The following is a 16,111-nucleotide window of genomic DNA, read 5'->3' on the forward strand; positions in this document are numbered from 1 at the left end:
CCACCCCCGGCGATGTTGATCCTCGAAGACGGACGAGTTTTCCACGGGGTCGCGTACGGGGCGGAGGGAGAGACGTTCGGCGAGATGGTCTTCAACACCGGCATGACCGGTTACCAGGAGACGCTCACCGATCCCTCGTACGCCCGCCAGATCGTGGCGATGACCGCGCCGCACATCGGCAACACCGGCGTCAACGCCGAAGACCCCGAGTCGCGGCGCATCCAGGTGGCCGGGTACGTGGTGCGCGAGCCCGCCCGCGTCGCGTCCAACTGGCGGGCCACGGGCTCGCTGGGCTCCGCGCTGCGCGAGCAGGGCGTGGTGGGCATCGCGATGCCCGGCACGCGCGCGCTCACCCGCCACCTGCGCGACCGCGGCGCCATGCGCGCCGGGATCTTCAGCGGCGCGGCGGCGGAGGCCGCCGAGGCCGACCTGCTGGACAAGGTGCTGGCGTCGCCGCGGATGGAGGGCGCCGACCTGGCCGCCGAGGTCGCCACGACCGAGCCGTACGTCGTCCCGGCCATCGGCGCCAAGCGCTTCACCGTGGCCGCGGTCGACCTCGGCATCAAGTCGATGACCCCGCACCGGATGGCCGAGCGCGGCTGCGAGGTGCACGTCCTGCCCGCCACCGTGACGGCCGAGGACATCCTGTCCCTCGACCCCGACGGGGTGTTCTTCAGCAACGGGCCGGGCGACCCGGCGACCGCCGACCACCAGGTCGAGGCGCTGCGCGGGGTGCTGGACGCGGGCAAGCCGTTCTTCGGCATCTGCTTCGGCAACCAGATCTTCGGCCGGGCGCTGGGCCTCGGCACCTACAAGCTGCGGTTCGGGCACCGCGGCGTCAACCAGCCGGTGCAGGACAGGCGCACCGGCAAGGTCGACGTCTCCGCGCACAACCACGGCTTCGCGGTGGACGCGCCGCTTGACGGCCCGTTCGACACCGCCTACGGCCGCGCCGAGGTCAGCCACGTCAACCTCAACGACGACTGCGTGGAGGGCCTCCGGCTCCTCGACCGGCCGGCGTTCAGCGTCCAGTACCACCCGGAAGCGGCGGCGGGTCCCCACGACGCTACAAACCTCTTCGACCGTTTCTGTGAGCTGATGGAGCTCAGGGAGGTGCGAGGCTGATGCGGCGTTCAGCGTCCAGTACCACACAGTGCCGCCGGGAAGCGGCGGCGGGTCCGCACGACGCGACCGGCCTCTTCGACCAGTTCTGCCAGATCATGGAAGGGCCGAGGTAATGCCGCGCCGTGAAGATCTGAAATCCGTCCTGGTCATCGGGTCCGGCCCGATCGTGATCGGGCAGGCCTGCGAGTTCGACTACTCCGGGACGCAGGCGTGCCGGGTGCTCAAGGCCGAGGGCCTGCGCGTCGTCCTCGTCAACAGCAACCCGGCGACGATCATGACCGACCCGGAGTTCGCCGACGCCACGTACGTCGAGCCGATCACCCCCGAGGTCGTCGAGAAGATCATCGCCAAGGAGCGCCCGGACGCCCTGCTGCCCACCCTGGGCGGCCAGACCGCGCTCAACACCGCCATCGCGCTGTACGAGAGCGGCGCGCTGGAGCGGTACGGCGTCGAGCTGATCGGCGCCGACGTCGACGCCATCCAGGCGGGGGAGAACCGCGAGCGCTTCAAGGAGGTCGTCGCCAAGGTCGCGCGCGAGCAGGGCCTGAACGCCGAGTCCGCGCGCTCGCTCATCTGCCACACCATGGACGAGGTCATGGAGGCGGCGGGCGAGCTCGGCTACCCGCTCGTCGTGCGGCCCTCGTTCACCATGGGCGGCGCCGGGTCCGGCTTCGCGCACACCGAGGACGACCTGCGCCGCATCGCCGGCACCGGCCTCGACGCGTCCCCGACCAGCGAGGTGCTCCTGGAGGAGTCGATCCTCGGCTGGAAGGAGTACGAGCTGGAGGTCATGCGCGACAAGCACGACAACGTCGTGATCGTCTGCTCGATCGAGAACCTCGACCCGATGGGCGTGCACACCGGCGACTCGATCACCGTGGCGCCCGCGCTGACGCTCACCGACCGCGAGTACCAGAACATGCGGGACGTCGCGATCGCGGTCATCCGCGAGGTCGGCGTCGACACCGGCGGCTGCAACATCCAGTTCGCCGTGCACCCGGGCACCGGCCGCATGATCGTCATCGAGATGAACCCCCGGGTGTCGCGGTCGTCGGCGCTGGCGTCCAAGGCCACCGGCTTCCCGATCGCCAAGATCGCGGCGCGGCTGGCGGTCGGCTACACGCTCGACGAGATCCCCAACGACATCACCCGCGAGACGCCGGCGAGCTTCGAGCCGAGCCTCGACTACATCGTGGTCAAGGTGCCGCGGTTCGCGTTCGAGAAGTTCCCCGGCGCCGACGGCACCCTCACCACCCACATGAAGTCGGTGGGCGAGGCCATGGCCATCGGACGCAACTTCACCGAGGCCCTGCAGAAGGCGCTGCGCTCGCTGGAGCAGAAGGGCTCGTCCTTCTCGTGGGCCGAGCCGGTCGCCGACCTGGACGCGCTCGTCGAGGAGACCAGGCGGCCGCACGACGGGCGGCTGCGCAAGGTGCAGCAGGCGCTGCACGCCGGAGCCACGATCCAGCGGCTGTACGAGGTGACGGGCATCGACCCCTGGTTCCTCGACCAGATCGCCGGGATCAACGACATCGCCGACGAGATCCGCACCGCTGAGGACGCGCTCACCAAGGACAAGCTCCTGCGCGCCAAGCGGCACGGCTTCTCCGACGCCCAGATCGGGGAGCTGCGCGGCCTCTCGGAGGAGGTCGTGCGCGAGCTGCGGCACGCCCTCGGCATCCGGCCGGTCTACCTGACGGTCGACACGTGCGCGGCCGAGTTCGCGGCGCGGACCCCGTACCTCTACTCGGCCTACGACGAGGAGACCGAGGTCCCGCCCGGCACCAAGCCCAAGGTGCTCATCCTCGGCAGCGGGCCCAACCGCATCGGCCAGGGCGTCGAGTTCGACTACAGCTGCGTGCACGCCTCGTTCACGCTGGCCGAGGCGGGCTACGAGACCGTCATGATCAACTGCAACCCCGAGACCGTCTCGACCGACTACGACACCTCCGACCGGCTCTACTTCGAGCCGCTCACGCTGGAGGACGTCCTGGAGGTCGTGCACGCCGAGCAGCGGTCCGGCGAGATCGCCGGCGTGATCGTCCAGCTCGGCGGGCAGACGCCGCTGGGCCTGGCGCAGAAGCTCAAGAACGCGGGGGTGCCGATCGTCGGCACCTCGCCGGAGAGCATCCACCTCGCCGAGGAGCGCGGCGCGTTCGGCCGGGTGCTGCACCGCGCCGGGCTGGCCGCGCCCAAGCACGGCACCGCCACCTCGTTCGAGGAGGCGCGCGAGATCGCCGCCGAGATCGGCTACCCGGTCCTGGTGCGGCCCTCGTACGTGCTGGGCGGCCGCGGCATGGAGATCGTCTACGACGAGACCACGCTGTCGACGTACATGGCCAAGGCGACCGACGCCAGCCCCGAGCACCCGGTGCTGGTCGACCGGTTCCTGGACGAGGCCATCGAGATCGACGTGGACGCGCTGTACGACGGCCAGGAGCTCTACCTCGGCGGCGTCATGGAGCACATCGAGGAGGCCGGCATCCACTCCGGCGACTCGGCGTGCGCGCTGCCGCCGATCACCCTCGGCCACGACGACATCCGGCGCATCCGCGAGTCGACCGAGGAGCTCGCGCGCGGCATCGGCGTGCTCGGCCTGATGAACGTGCAGTACGCGCTGTCGGCCGGTGTGCTCTACGTCCTGGAGGCCAACCCCCGGGCCTCCCGTACGGTCCCGTTCGTCTCCAAGGCGACCGCGGTGCCGCTGGCCAAGGCCGCCGCCCGCGTCATGATGGGCGCCACGATCCACCAGCTGCGCGCCGAGGGGCTGCTGCCGGAGGCGGGCGACGGCGGCTCGCTGCCGCTGGACGCGCCGATCGCGGTCAAGGAGGCGGTGCTGCCGTTCGACCGCTTCCGCAACGCCCAGGGCCAGGGCGTCGACACCGTGCTCGGCCCGGAGATGCGCTCGACCGGCGAGGTCATGGGCATCGACGAGGTCTTCGGCACCGCCTACGCCAAGTCGCAGCAGGCCGCCTACGGCGCGCTGCCGACCAAGGGCCGGGCGTTCGTGTCGGTCGCCAACCGGGACAAGCGGCACATGATCTTCCCGGTGAAGCGGCTCGCCGACCTCGGGTTCGAGATCCTCGCCACCGAGGGCACCGCGGAGGTCCTGCACCGCAACGGGGTCCGTGCCAAGATCGTGCGCAAGCACAGCGAAGGCCCCGGATCGGGCGGCGAGCCCACGATCGTGCGGCGCGTCCTCGACGGCGAGGTGGACCTCATCGTCAATACTCCCTTCGGAAGCCCCGGCCAGTCGGGGCCGCGCCTCGACGGTTACGAGATCCGTACCGCCGCGGTGCTGCGCGGCGTGCCCTGCGTGACCACCGTCCAGGGCCTCGCGGCGGCGGTCCAGGGCATCGAGGCCGTCGCGGGCGGTCAGATCGGCGTGCGCTCGCTGCAAGAGCACGCCGAACGGCTGCGTGGCGCGCACGGCCGGGGGTAACCCCGGCATGGGCCGCCCCCGGCGGGGCGGCCCCGGCCGCACACGACGAGAGGGAGATGGGTGTCCGACACACCGGTGCAGACGTCGGCAACCGTTCTGACGGTCCGCCAGGTGCAGGACTACCACGCGATGACGCTGGTGGCGCCGGCGATCGCCGAACGGTTCCGGCCCGGCCAGTTCGTCGCCCTCGCGGTGGGCGGCGAGCACACCAGCCGGCTGGTCCGGCGCTGTTTCGGGGTGTACGAGGTGAAGTCGGACTACGGCGGCACCGTCGAGGTCGTGTTCGCCGACCGTGACCTCGGCACGGCGTGGCTGGCCGGCCGCCGGGCCCGCGACCAGGTCGACCTCGTCGGGCCGCTCGGCCGCCCGTTCCGGCTCCCGCGCGACCCGGTCAGCTGCCTGCTGGTCGGCGGCGGCCCCGGCGGCGCCGCGCTCTTCGCGCTCGCCGACACGCTGCACCGGCGCGGCTGCCAGGTGCACTTCGTGCTCGGCGGAACGGCCGCGCGGCAGGTGTTCGGCTCGCGGATGGCGCAGCGCATCGGCGACACCGCCGTCATCACCACCGAGGACGGCTCCCTGGGCGAACGCGGCACCGTCCGCGACGTCCTGCCACGGGTCATCCAGGAAACGGGGGCCGACGTCGTCTACGCCTGCGGCCCGACCCGTCTCCTTCGCACCGTCACCGCCACCGCCTCCGAACACGGGCTGCCGTCCCAGGTGTCGGTCGAGGAGTTCCTGCAGGAGACCGGCGCCTGCGGCATCGGGGTGTGCATGACGTGCGTTCTGCCCATCCACGGAGAGGACGGCGTCACCCGCATGGTGCGCGCCTGCGCCGACGGGCCGGTGCTGCGCGGTGACCGGGTCCGCTGGAACGACCTCGGCACGATCCCGTTCGACGCGCTGGGCGCCCCGCGCGCGCTGAGCGGAGGTTCCAAGTGAACGCGCGCGGCCGCGTACCGATGAGCACGGGCGGAGCGAACCGATGAGCACAGAACGCCTGCGGACGACACTCGGCTCCCTGGAGCTGCCCAACCCCGTCATGACGGCGTCCGGGTGCGGCGGTACGGGACGCGAGCTCGCGCAGTTCTTCGACCTGTCCAGGCTCGGCGCGTTCGTCACGACCTCCGTCATGCCGCAGCCGCGTGCGGGACGGCCTACTCCGCGCATGGCCGAGACGCCGAGCGGCCTGCTCACCGCCATGGGCCTGCCCGGGCCCGGCATCGAGTCGTTCCTCGAACGCGACCTGCCCTGGCTGGAGGAGCAGGACGCCCGCACCATCGTCTCGCTGGCGGGCAACAGCGTGGAGGAGTTCGCCGAACTCGCCGACCGCCTGCGCAACGTGCCCGGCATCGCGGCGATCGAGGTCAACATCGCGTGCCCCAACGTCGAGGACCGCGGGCGCATGTTCGCCTGGCATCCCGCCGCGGCCTCAGCGGTCGTACGGGCGGTCAAGGCCCACGCCCGCGTTCCGGTGCTGGCCAAGCTGGCGCCCGACGTCACCGACATCGTGACCATCGCGCTGGCCTGTGCCGACGCGGGCGCCGACGGCCTGACGCTCATCAACACCATGGAGGGCATGGCGATCGACGCCCAGACCCTCCGCCCCGCGCTCACCGGAGTGTCGGGCGGCCTGTCGGGCCCGGCCATCCGTCCCATCGCGCTCCGCTGCGTCTACCAGGTCCACGCCGCGCTGCCCAGCACGCCGATCATCGGCGTGGGCGGGATCGCGACCGGCCTGGACGCCCTGGAGTTCGTCCTCGCGGGAGCCTCGGCCGTCGCGGTGGGCACCACCGTGTTCCACGACCCGTCCGCCGCTCCCCGCATCCTGCGCGAGCTCGAAGACGCCCTCGCGGTCCGCCGCCTGCGCCTCGCCGACGCCGTCGGCCTCGCCCACAAGCCCGCCGGCCCCGTCCACAAACCTGCCGGTCACATCCCGCCCCAGGTCCGTCCTGAAAAGGTCGACGAGGAGCTGAAGGAGAGGCTTCCGTGAATCCCGCCCCCATCGCCGTCGCCCTGGACGCGCCAGACCTGGAGACGGCCGCGCGCTGGGCCAGCCTCGTCACCCCGCACGTGAGCACCGTCAAGGTCGGCCTGGAGCTCTACCTGCGCTACGGGCCGGACGTCGTGGCCAGCGTGCGCGGCGCCAGCCGCATCCAGGTCTTCCTGGACCTCAAGCTGCACGACATCCCGGCCACCGTCGCCGGCGCCACCCGCGCCGTGGCCCGGCTGAAACCCGCCTTCCTCACCGTCCACGCCGCGGGCGGTCAGGCCATGATCCGCGCCGCCGTCGAGGCCGCCCCCGCCACCAAGATCGCGGCCGTCACCGTCCTCACCTCCCTCCGCGACGCCGACCTGGACGCGATCGGCCTCGCCGGACCGGCCTCAGACGCCGTACGCCGCCTTGCGGCCCTCGCCGTAGGGGCGGGTGCCCAAGCGCTCGTCTGCTCGCCTCAGGAGGCCGCTGCGGTCCGCGCAGAGGTCGGTCCCGACATCACGCTCATCACCCCCGGCGTCCGCCCGGCGGGCGCCGCCAACCAGGACCAGGCCCGCGTGGCCACCCCCGAGGACGCGCTGGCCGCCGGCGCCGACCTCCTGGTGATCGGCCGCCCCATCACCGGTGCCTCCGACCCCGGCGCCGCCGCGGCCGCGGTAGCAGCGGTACTTCGGAAGCTTCCACGACCTGAACCGCTCGCCTAGCGGCTGTGTTTATGGCCTTCGCGGCCTCGGCCCCTCGCCTAGCGGCTCAGGACCGAACCGCAAAAGCGGCGAGCGCGACATCGCTTCGCGATCTCTCGTGAAGCTTCGCCTTCGGCTCGCTTCACGACCCGGTCGCGCGCTCGCGAGCGGGCTGGGGTCGGCGGTGGGTCTTGACTGACGTTGCAGAGAAATGGACACATTGGGTCAAATGGGGTGTGAATTCAGCGGCGGGGCGCGAATGTGATGGGGATCACGGTGGGGGTGCGGGGGCGGGGCCTGCTGGGGGTGAGAGGTGACACACTTAGGGCCTTGGTGGGTGGTTTCTTGCGATCTTGCGAAAGTCCCAGGGTGGTAGGGGGTTCGCGGCTGGAGGGCCCAAGTTGCGCACAGTGCGTATTCAGGACACTCCAAAGAGTGATTTTCGCGATTTTGTGGCGTGCTAAACGGCACTTCACGTTGCCTTATGGGGTCTGAACTCGCTAGTTTCCCAACCCGTCCGACTCCGTCGAGTGGAAACCTGAGGTGACCCGGCGTGGCTCTTCCGCCCCTAACCCCCGAACAGCGCGCCGCAGCCCTTGAGAAGGCTGCCAAGGCTCGCAAGGAGCGGGCCGAGGTGAAGAACAAGCTCAAGCACGGGGGAACCTCGCTTGCCGAGGTCCTCAAGGAGGGACAGACCGACGACGTCATCGGAAAGATGAAGGTGTCGGCCCTCCTTGAATCCCTGCCCGGTGTGGGCAAGGTTCGTGCGAAGCAGATCATGGAGCGTCTGGGGATCGCCGAGTCGCGCCGCGTGCGCGGCCTCGGTGCCAACCAGCGCGCCTCACTGGAGCGTGAGTTCGGCGGCGGCAACCGCTGATGCGACTCGCGGACGGGCGCGGCGGTTCGGACGCCGCGGCCGGCTCGGGTATACCCATGGGCATGCCCGCCTCCGGCCCCATCCCGTCCAGCTCCGGCGCACCCATTCCTGTGCCGGACGGCTCCCACCCGCAAGACCAGCTTGTGCGACGGCTGACGGTCCTCTCCGGCCCGTCAGGCGTCGGCAAGAGCACGGTCGTCGCCGAGATCCGGCGAGCGCACCCGCAGGTGTGGCTGTCGGTCTCGGTGACCACCCGGCCCCCCCGGCCGGGTGAGACCCACGGCGTGCAGTACTACTTCGTCGACGACGCCGGTTTCGACCGGCTCGTCGCCGAGGGCGAGCTGCTGGAGTGGGCCGAGTTCGCGGGCAACCGCTACGGCACGCCACGACGGCCGGTGATCGATCGGCTCGAACGCGGCGAGGCCGTCCTCCTGGAGATCGATCTTCAGGGCGCCCGGCAGGTCCGGCAGAGCATGCCGGAGGCCCTGCTCGTCTTCCTCGCCCCTCCGTCCTGGGAGGAGCTGGTGCGCCGGCTGGTGGGCCGCGGCACCGAGCCCCCCGAGGTGATCGAACGGCGGCTGGAGGCGGCCCGGACCGAGCTTGCGGCGGAGAAGGAGTTCGACGTCACCCTGACCAACAAGGCCGTCGGGGACGTGTGCCGTGAGCTGGTAACGTTGATGTCCGTTGAATAACCACTAGTGGAAGGCGACGGTGTGGCAGCCAGCACCGAAGGCATCACCAACCCGTCGATCGACGAGCTTCTGGAGGTCGTCGACACCAAGTACGGCCTCGTGAGCATCGCGGCCAAGCGGGCGCGGCAGATCAACGCCTACTACGCCCAGCTGGGCGAGGGCCTGCTGGAGTACGTCGGCCCGCTCGTCGAGACCCAGGTCCAGGAGAAGCCCCTGTCGATCGCGCTCCGCGAGACGCGCGAAGGCCTCCTGAACGCCGAGCCCATCGAAGGTTAGTCTTTTTTGCGTCGGCCTCGGCGTCGGGCGTGGGACGCCCTCCTTCAACGGCCACCGCGGCGATCGCTGCATCGCTTCGACTCGCCCAGGGGATCGCTTCGCGATCGGTTTCTCGCAGGCTCGAAACCGGCTTCGCACGCGATCGCAACGCTGGGGCGTCGGCTTCGATAGAAAAAGAACGCCGGGTATCGGCTTCGTAGGGAATGATCTATGAGCTCGCGTAAGCCGCGTGTTGTGCTTGGCGTCAGCGCGGGGATCGCCGCGTACAAGGTGTGCGAGCTTCTGCGGCGTCTGACCGAGTCGGGGCATGACGTTCGCGTCGTGCCGACGCGGGACGCCTTGCGGTTCGTCGGCGAACCCACCTGGGCGGCGCTGTCGGGCCACCCCGTGTCCACCGAGGTGTGGCACGGGGTTGACGAGGTCCCGCACGTACGGCTGGGGCAGGAGGCCGACCTGGTCTTCGTCGCCCCGGCGACGGCCGACCTGCTCGCCAAGGCGGCCCACGGGCTCGCCGACGATCTGCTCACCAACACGCTGCTGACCGCGCGCTGCCCGGTCGTGTTCGCGCCCGCGATGCACACAGAGATGTGGGAGCACCCCGCCACCCAGGCCAATGTGGCGACGCTGCGCGCCCGGGGCGCCGTCGTGGTCGAGCCCGCCTCCGGGCGGCTCACCGGCAAGGACACCGGCAAGGGGCGGTTGCCCGACCCGGCCGAGCTGTTCGAGGTGGCGCGGCGCGTGCTCGCTCGCGGTGGCGCGGACGAGGACCTGGCCGGCCGCCACGTGGTCGTCTCCGCCGGCGGCACGCGGGAGCCCATCGACCCGGTGCGCTTCATCGGCAACCGCTCGTCCGGGCTCCAGGGCTACGCGCTGGCCCGCACGGCCGTGGCCCGCGGCGCCAGGGTCACCCTGGTGGCCGCGAACGTGGCGCTGCCCGATCCGGCCGGAGCGGACGTCGTCCGGGTGGGATCGGCGGAGGAGATGCGCAAGGCGGTCCTGGAGGCCGGGGGCGCCGCCGACGCGGTCGTGATGGCCGCCGCGGTGGCCGACTTCCGGCCGGCCGGCTACCGGGACTCGAAGATCAAGAAGACGCCGGGCGCCGAGCCCGAACCGATCCGCCTCACCAAGAACCCGGACATTCTGGCCGAGCTCGGCCAGCGCCGCCAGGACGGCCAGGTGATCGTCGGCTTCGCCGCCGAGACCGACGACGTGCTCGCCAACGGCCGCGAGAAGCTCGCCCGCAAGGGCTGTGACCTGCTCGTCGTCAACCAGGTGGGCGACGGTCTCACCTTCGGCCAGGCCGACAACGCCGCGACGGTCCTCGCCGTGGACGGCGATCCCACCGTCGTCCCGCGCGGCCCCAAGGAGGCCCTGGCAGACGTGGTGTGGGACCTCGTGGCCGCCCGGCTCGAGTGATATACCTACCATTCCGGTGAGGATTGAGTGGCCCTTGAGTCGGGACCGCTAGACTCCGCCGTAACGAACATCGCCGTATCAGACTCAATACAAACCTGGCGCGGGCATGGTCGCCTGCCGCCGTTGACCACGTCCGTCCGCCCTGCGACATCAGTCAGCAGCCGCTGCAAGGAGTTCACGTACCGTGTCTCGCCGCCTGTTCACCTCCGAGTCCGTCACCGAAGGACATCCGGACAAGATCGCGGACCAGATCAGTGACGCGATTCTGGATTCGATGCTCAAGGACGACCCCAAGAGCCGGGTCGCCGTCGAGACCATGATCACCACCGGTCAGGTACACGTCGCCGGCGAGGTGACCACCGAGACCTACGTCGACATCCCCGGCGTCATCCGGGAGAAGATCCTTGAGATCGGCTACGACTCGTCCAAGAAGGGCTTCGACGGCCACTCGTGCGGCGTCTCGGTGTCCATCGGCGCGCAGTCGCCCGACATCGCGCAGGGCGTCGACGACGCCTACGAGACCCGTGAGGGCGAGGACCGCGACAAGCAGGGCGACGACCTCGACCGGCAGGGCGCGGGCGACCAGGGCCTGATGTTCGGGTACGCGACCAACGAGACGCCCGATCTGATGCCGTTGCCGATCACCATCGCGCACAAGCTGGCGCACCGGCTGTCGGCGGTCCGCAAGTCCGGTCAGGTGCCCTACCTGCGGCCTGACGGCAAGACCCAGGTCACCATCGAGTACGACGGCGACCGGGCGCTGCGCCTGGACACCGTCGTGGTCTCCAGCCAGCACGCTCCCGACATCGACCTCAAGGAACTGCTGACCCCCGACATCAAGGAGCACGTGGTCGACCCCGTTCTCGCCCAGTTCGACCTGGACGCCGAGGACTACCGGCTGCTGGTCAACCCGACCGGCCGGTTCGAGATCGGCGGCCCGATGGGCGACGCCGGGCTGACCGGCCGCAAGATCATCGTCGACACCTACGGCGGCATGGCCCGCCACGGCGGCGGCGCGTTCTCGGGCAAGGACCCGTCCAAGGTCGACCGGTCGGCCGCGTACGCGATGCGCTGGGTCGCCAAGAACATCGTCGCCGCGCAGCTGGCCGACCGCGCCGAGGTACAGGTCGCCTACGCGATCGGCAAGGCTCACCCGGTCGGGGTGTTCGTGGAGACCTTCGGCACCGAGAAGCTGCCGGTCGCCAAGATCCAGGACGCGGTGCGTGAGGTCTTCGACCTGCGCCCGGCCGCCATCGTGCGCGACCTGGACCTGCTGCGCCCGATCTACTCCCAGACCGCCGCGTACGGCCACTTCGGCCGCCCCGACCCGGACTTCTCCTGGGAGCGCACCGACCGCGCCGAGGCCCTCGCCAAGGCCGCGAGCTAGTTGGCTTTTCGGCCTCGGGGGTCTCGCCTGGCGGCTCGACCCCCGAACCGTAAAGCGTGCGGGCACGGCATCGCTTCGCGATCTTCGCGTGAAGCTTCGCCTGGCGGCTCGCTCCAGCTCAGGTAACGCGCCCGCGTGACGGCTGATCTCCACCGCGCGAGAAGAGCGGCTACGACCGCGTGAAGGTCCCGAGGACTACCTCGGGACCTTCGTCGTTGCCACTGTCAGTGGCGTGCCCCGCGAGCCTGATCGTGTGCAGGGCGGGCGTCAGGCGTCTGGGCAGGGGGTGCCGCGGGGGAGCTCGTAGCGGGCCTGGACGTGGTAGCGGCCGGGGCCGGGTGCGTCGAGGCGGACGAAGTCACCGGCGCGCGCCAGGCAGCCCTTGCGGTGCCCGCGCACGCTCAGCCACGGCGACCAAGAGATCCGCAGCAGCACCGAGGCCTTGCCTGGGACCTTCACCACCATGCGGTCAGGGCTGATGCGCTCGACCGTGGCGGGCGCGTCGGCGAGGGGCGCGGGGTCGGCCACCCGGTAGACGCGCCAGTGCCGGTCGCGCCAGACCTCGCTCAGGTACGGCTGGCCGCTGCGGACGAGGGCCGCCTCGTGCCGGGCGGCCCAGTCGACCTCACGTTCCGGCAGGACGACGTATTGCACGGCCCACTTGTGGAGCCAGTCGTGATAGGTGGCGGGGCTCAGGGTCTCGTCGTAGAACAGCGTGTTGCGGTGGGCGTCGACCTGGCGGTTCCAGCCGCGGGCGAGGATGAAATGCCGGCTCAGCCCGTACGCCTCCCAGTGGGAGCGCAGCGGGACGACCTCGATGCGGCCCTGGGCCGCGCCGAGCCGTCCGAGCGCGGTGATCAGCCCCGGGGAGTGGCGCGCGGTCGCGCTTGCGGGGCGGGTGTGAATGATGTCGTCGACCGGCTTCACCACCTGCCAGCCGGCGGTGACCATGAACGCGACGCAGAGCACCGCCAGCCGCCGCCGGTCCGTGGTGCGCGCCACCGCCATGATCAGGAACATCCCGCCGAACAGCAGCGCGAGCCGTTCGACGTTGCTGCCGATGGGGGAGGGGATCGCCCACGTCAGCAGGATGCCGAGGAGGTAGACGCCCGCGCCGACCCGGATGACGCGCCAGGAACGCGGCGCGCACAGCGTCACCGCCACCACGCTGGCGAGGGTCGGCAGCACGATGGCGGTCGTGGAGATCGGCTGCTTGCCGTAGAACGGGAACAGCGCCGACGTGGCGGCCACGACGAGCGGCGGTCCGAGCGCCAGCATGAGGCCCGCCCTGCGCCGCCCGGTCAGGAAGAGCGCCGCCGCCAGCACCATCAGGAACAGCCCGGCGACGGGGCTGGCGAGGGTGGCCACCATGCCGAGGACCAGCATCGCGCCCGCCCGGAGCGCCGGGGTGCCGCGCGGCGAGAAGGCCGGGAACACCGCGGCCAGGGCGAACAGCAGGCCCAGACCGAAGGTCACCCGCCCGGACGCCGAGTTGCAGGAGATGGCGAACGCCGCCCACACCGCCGCCGCCATCGCCATCGGCGCCTTGAACCGCACCAGCAGCAGCGCCGTGAACGTGGCCGACAGCGTGCCGGTGACCGCCGCGACCGTGCGGATCCCGAACCACCCCATGAGGTAGGGGGACAGGACGCTGTAGGAGGCGGGATGCATGCCGCCGTACCAGGCCAGGTTGTACGAGGCCTCCGGGTTCTTGCGGGCGAAGGTCGTCCACGCGGCCTGCGCGGCGAGGTCGCCGCCGTTGTTGGCCAGGTGGAACCCCCACACCAGATGCAGGATCCCGGCCGTCAGCGTGGCCGCCATCACGGGGCGCCGGGGATCGAGCCACTCCCGCCAGCGAGGCCCGCCTCCCGTGGGCGACGGCAGGCTTGCGCGCCGCGGCGGCGTCGCGGCGGCAACTCGGCCGTCCACCCTCGCCGGGGTCTCCGCGGTGGTCACGGAGCCGGAACGGGTCGGGCGGACATAAAGGGAGCCGGGGGCATCGGGCAATGATCCCGTCAACGAGGTGGTAGTTCAAACCGGCGTGCCCCGGCCGCGCCTGTCAGGACCTGTGAACGCCGCCTCCGGCGCCGTGGGCCAGCGGCGGTCCGCTCATCTGGTAGGACGGTGGAGTGACGAACGACGGCGGAGCGGCGGAGCTCATCCCGGGATTGGACGCTCTCGTCCCGGTGGCCCCCGCGAAGCCGGACAAGGCCGGGAAAGCGCCCAAACGGCAGTCCAAGAAGGGCGCCAGACAGCCCGCCGACGCCTCGCCGGTCGCCCGTATCGCGGTGGACGTGGCCCTGCCGCACCTGGACCGTCCGTTCGACTACCTGGTCCCGGCCGAGCTGTCCGAGAAGGCCGTCCCGGGCTGCCGTGTCCGGGTGCGGTTCGCGGGCCAGCTCGTCGACGGATTCCTGCTCGAACGGGCGGAGCAGAGCGATCACGAGGGCACGCTGCTGTTCCTCGACCGGGTCACCTCTCCGGAGCCGGTGCTCACGCCGGAGATCGCCGCGCTGGCCCGTGAGGTCGCCGACCGCTACGCGGGCTCTCTCTACGACGTACTGCGGCTGGCCATCCCGCCCCGGCACGCCCGGGTCGAGGCCGAGCCGCCGGGCGAACGCTCGGCACCCGAACCGGAAGCCGAGGCCGAGGCCGGCGACGGCCCCTGGGCCGACTACCCGGCGGGCCCGTCCTTCCTCGCCGCCCTCGCCGAGCGGCGGGCTCCGCGCGCCGTGTGGACCGCGTTGCCCGGCCCGGGCTGGCCCGTCGCGATGGCGCGGGCGGCTGCGGTCACCCTCGCGGGCGGGCGGGGCAGCCTCATCGTCGTGGCGGACTGGCGGGACGTGGCGCGGGTGGACGAGGCGCTCACGGCCGAGCTGGGGGAGGGACGGCACGTCGCACTGACGGCGGACCTGAAGCCGTCAGAGCGGTACCGCCGCTGGCTGGCGATCCTGCGCGGCGAGGTGCGGGTGGTGGTCGGCACCCGCGCCGCGATGTTCGCCCCCGTCCACGACCTCGGCCTGGTCGTGCTCTGGGACGACGGCGACGACGTGCATCCCGACCCCCACGCCCCGTACCCCCATCCGCGCGAGGTCCTGGCCCTGCGTGCGCACCGTACCGGCGCCGGGGCGCTCATCGGCGGCTTCACCCGGACCACCGAGGCGACGCAGCTGGTCGAGTCGGGCTGGGCGCACGCGCTCGCCGCCGACCGCACGCGCGTCCGGGCGGTCATGCCGCGCATCGGCCCGGTCGGCGACGACGCGGAGCTCCCCAAGGACGCCGCCGCCCGGAGCGCCCGGCTCCCGAACGTGGCGTTCCAGGCGGCCCGCCGTGCGCTGGAAGCGGGGCCGGTGCTCGTGCAGGTGCCACGGCGCGGCTATCTCCCGGCCCTGGCGTGCGGCCGGTGCCGTACGCAGGCGCGCTGCCCCGCCTGCCAGGGCCCGCTCGCCCTGAGGTCGTCGCACGCCACCCCGTACTGCCGCTGGTGCGGTCACATAGCCGGAGACTGGCGATGTCCCGAATGCGGGCACATCCACATCCGCGCCATCGTGGTCGGAGCCAAGCGCACCGCCGAGGAGCTCGGGCGGGCCTTCCCCGGGGTGCCGGTGAAGACCTCCGGCAGGGAGGCCGTCCTCGACAGGATCGGGCCGGAGCGAGCGCTCGTAGTGGCCACGCCGGGCGCCGAGCCGGTCGCGGGGGAGGGCTACGCCGCAGCCCTCCTCCTGGACGGCTGGGCGCTGCTCGGCAGGGCGGACCTCCGCGCGGGCGAGGAGACGCTGCGCCGCTGGATGAACGCCGCGGCCCTCGTCCGCCCTGCCGGGACGGTGGTCGTCTCGGCGGAGGGGTCGCTCCCCGTCGTGCAGGCGCTCATCCGATGGGACCCGGTCACGTTCGCCGAACGGGAGCTGGCGGAACGGCGCGACGCCGGTTTCCCGCCCGCCGTCCGGATGGCGTCGCTGACCGCGTCCCCGGCGGCGATCCGCGGCCTGCTGGCCGACGCCAGGCTGCCCGAGGCGGCCGAGGTCCTCGGCCCGGTCCCGGTCTCCGCGCCGCACGACGCCGGCGACGAGCAGGAGAAGGAGCGCGCGCTCGTCCGGGTGCCGCGCGCGGCGGGCGCGGCGCTGGCGAAGGCTTTGAAGGAGGCGCAGGGCGTGCGCAGCGCGCGCAAGGCCGACGAGTACGTCCGGGTCCAGATCGACCCCCTGGAACTGCTCTGAGCA

Annotated in this window: 12 protein-coding genes; 11 read left to right on the top strand and 1 reads right to left on the bottom strand. The window is 71.8% G+C overall.

Annotation, left to right across the window (positions count from 1 at the left end):
* The first annotated feature begins 12 nt into the window (after positions 1-12).
* From carA to metK, 10 genes are all read left to right on the top strand, one after another.
* On the top strand, positions 13-1,125 hold the full coding sequence (carA, locus tag ABD333_RS04475) for a glutamine-hydrolyzing carbamoyl-phosphate synthase small subunit (RefSeq protein WP_344538842.1): 1,113 nt from the start codon (positions 13-15) through the stop codon (positions 1,123-1,125).
* Between the two features lie 112 nt (positions 1,126-1,237).
* Entirely contained in the window at positions 1,238-4,567 is a 3,330-nt protein-coding gene (gene carB, locus ABD333_RS04480; RefSeq protein ID WP_344537901.1) for a carbamoyl-phosphate synthase large subunit, read from the top strand.
* A 60-nt stretch (positions 4,568-4,627) separates the two neighbouring features.
* A complete protein-coding gene (locus ABD333_RS04485) occupies positions 4,628-5,506 on the top strand; it encodes a dihydroorotate dehydrogenase electron transfer subunit (RefSeq protein ID WP_344537903.1) in 879 nt (292 codons plus the stop codon).
* 43 nt (positions 5,507-5,549) lie between these two features.
* Positions 5,550-6,557, top strand: coding sequence for a dihydroorotate dehydrogenase (locus ABD333_RS04490; RefSeq protein WP_344537905.1), 1,008 nt, complete (start codon positions 5,550-5,552; stop codon positions 6,555-6,557).
* A complete protein-coding gene (gene pyrF / locus ABD333_RS04495) occupies positions 6,554-7,264 on the top strand; it encodes an orotidine-5'-phosphate decarboxylase (protein WP_344537907.1) in 711 nt (236 codons plus the stop codon). The genes ABD333_RS04490 and pyrF overlap by 4 nt, the downstream gene beginning before the upstream one ends.
* Before the next feature lie 532 nt (positions 7,265-7,796).
* Complete coding sequence (gene mihF / locus ABD333_RS04500; RefSeq protein WP_151566390.1) at positions 7,797-8,120, top strand: integration host factor, actinobacterial type; 324 nt, start codon at positions 7,797-7,799, stop codon at positions 8,118-8,120.
* Positions 8,121-8,182: 62 nt separating this feature from the next.
* Positions 8,183-8,812: a guanylate kinase gene (gmk, locus tag ABD333_RS04505; RefSeq protein ID WP_344537910.1), complete on the top strand. Its 630-nt coding sequence runs from the start codon at positions 8,183-8,185 to the stop codon at positions 8,810-8,812.
* A gap of 21 nt (positions 8,813-8,833) precedes the next feature.
* Positions 8,834-9,088, top strand: coding sequence for a DNA-directed RNA polymerase subunit omega (rpoZ, locus tag ABD333_RS04510; RefSeq protein WP_151566392.1), 255 nt, complete (start codon positions 8,834-8,836; stop codon positions 9,086-9,088).
* Between the two features lie 210 nt (positions 9,089-9,298).
* Positions 9,299-10,504: a bifunctional phosphopantothenoylcysteine decarboxylase/phosphopantothenate--cysteine ligase CoaBC gene (gene coaBC / locus ABD333_RS04515; RefSeq protein ID WP_344537911.1), complete on the top strand. Its 1,206-nt coding sequence runs from the start codon at positions 9,299-9,301 to the stop codon at positions 10,502-10,504.
* Between the two features lie 184 nt (positions 10,505-10,688).
* On the top strand, positions 10,689-11,891 hold the full coding sequence (gene metK / locus ABD333_RS04520; protein WP_344537913.1) for a methionine adenosyltransferase: 1,203 nt from the start codon (positions 10,689-10,691) through the stop codon (positions 11,889-11,891).
* A gap of 267 nt (positions 11,892-12,158) precedes the next feature.
* Here the strand turns inward: metK and ABD333_RS04525 are convergent, their stop codons facing one another.
* Positions 12,159-13,820: an MFS transporter gene (locus tag ABD333_RS04525; protein ID WP_344537914.1), complete on the bottom strand. Its 1,662-nt coding sequence runs from the start codon at positions 13,818-13,820 to the stop codon at positions 12,159-12,161.
* Positions 13,821-14,020: 200 nt separating this feature from the next.
* On the opposite strand from ABD333_RS04525, the gene ABD333_RS04530 reads away from it, so the two are divergent.
* Positions 14,021-16,108 carry a primosomal protein N' gene (locus tag ABD333_RS04530; RefSeq protein WP_344537916.1) on the top strand — a complete coding sequence of 696 codons (2,088 nt, stop codon included), beginning with the start codon at positions 14,021-14,023 and terminating at the stop codon, positions 16,106-16,108.
* Positions 16,109-16,111 lie beyond the last annotated feature (3 nt).

Origin of the sequence: Actinomadura fulvescens, from assembly GCF_039533225.1 — a bacterium.
Classification (GTDB): domain Bacteria; phylum Actinomycetota; class Actinomycetes; order Streptosporangiales; family Streptosporangiaceae; genus Spirillospora; species Spirillospora fulvescens.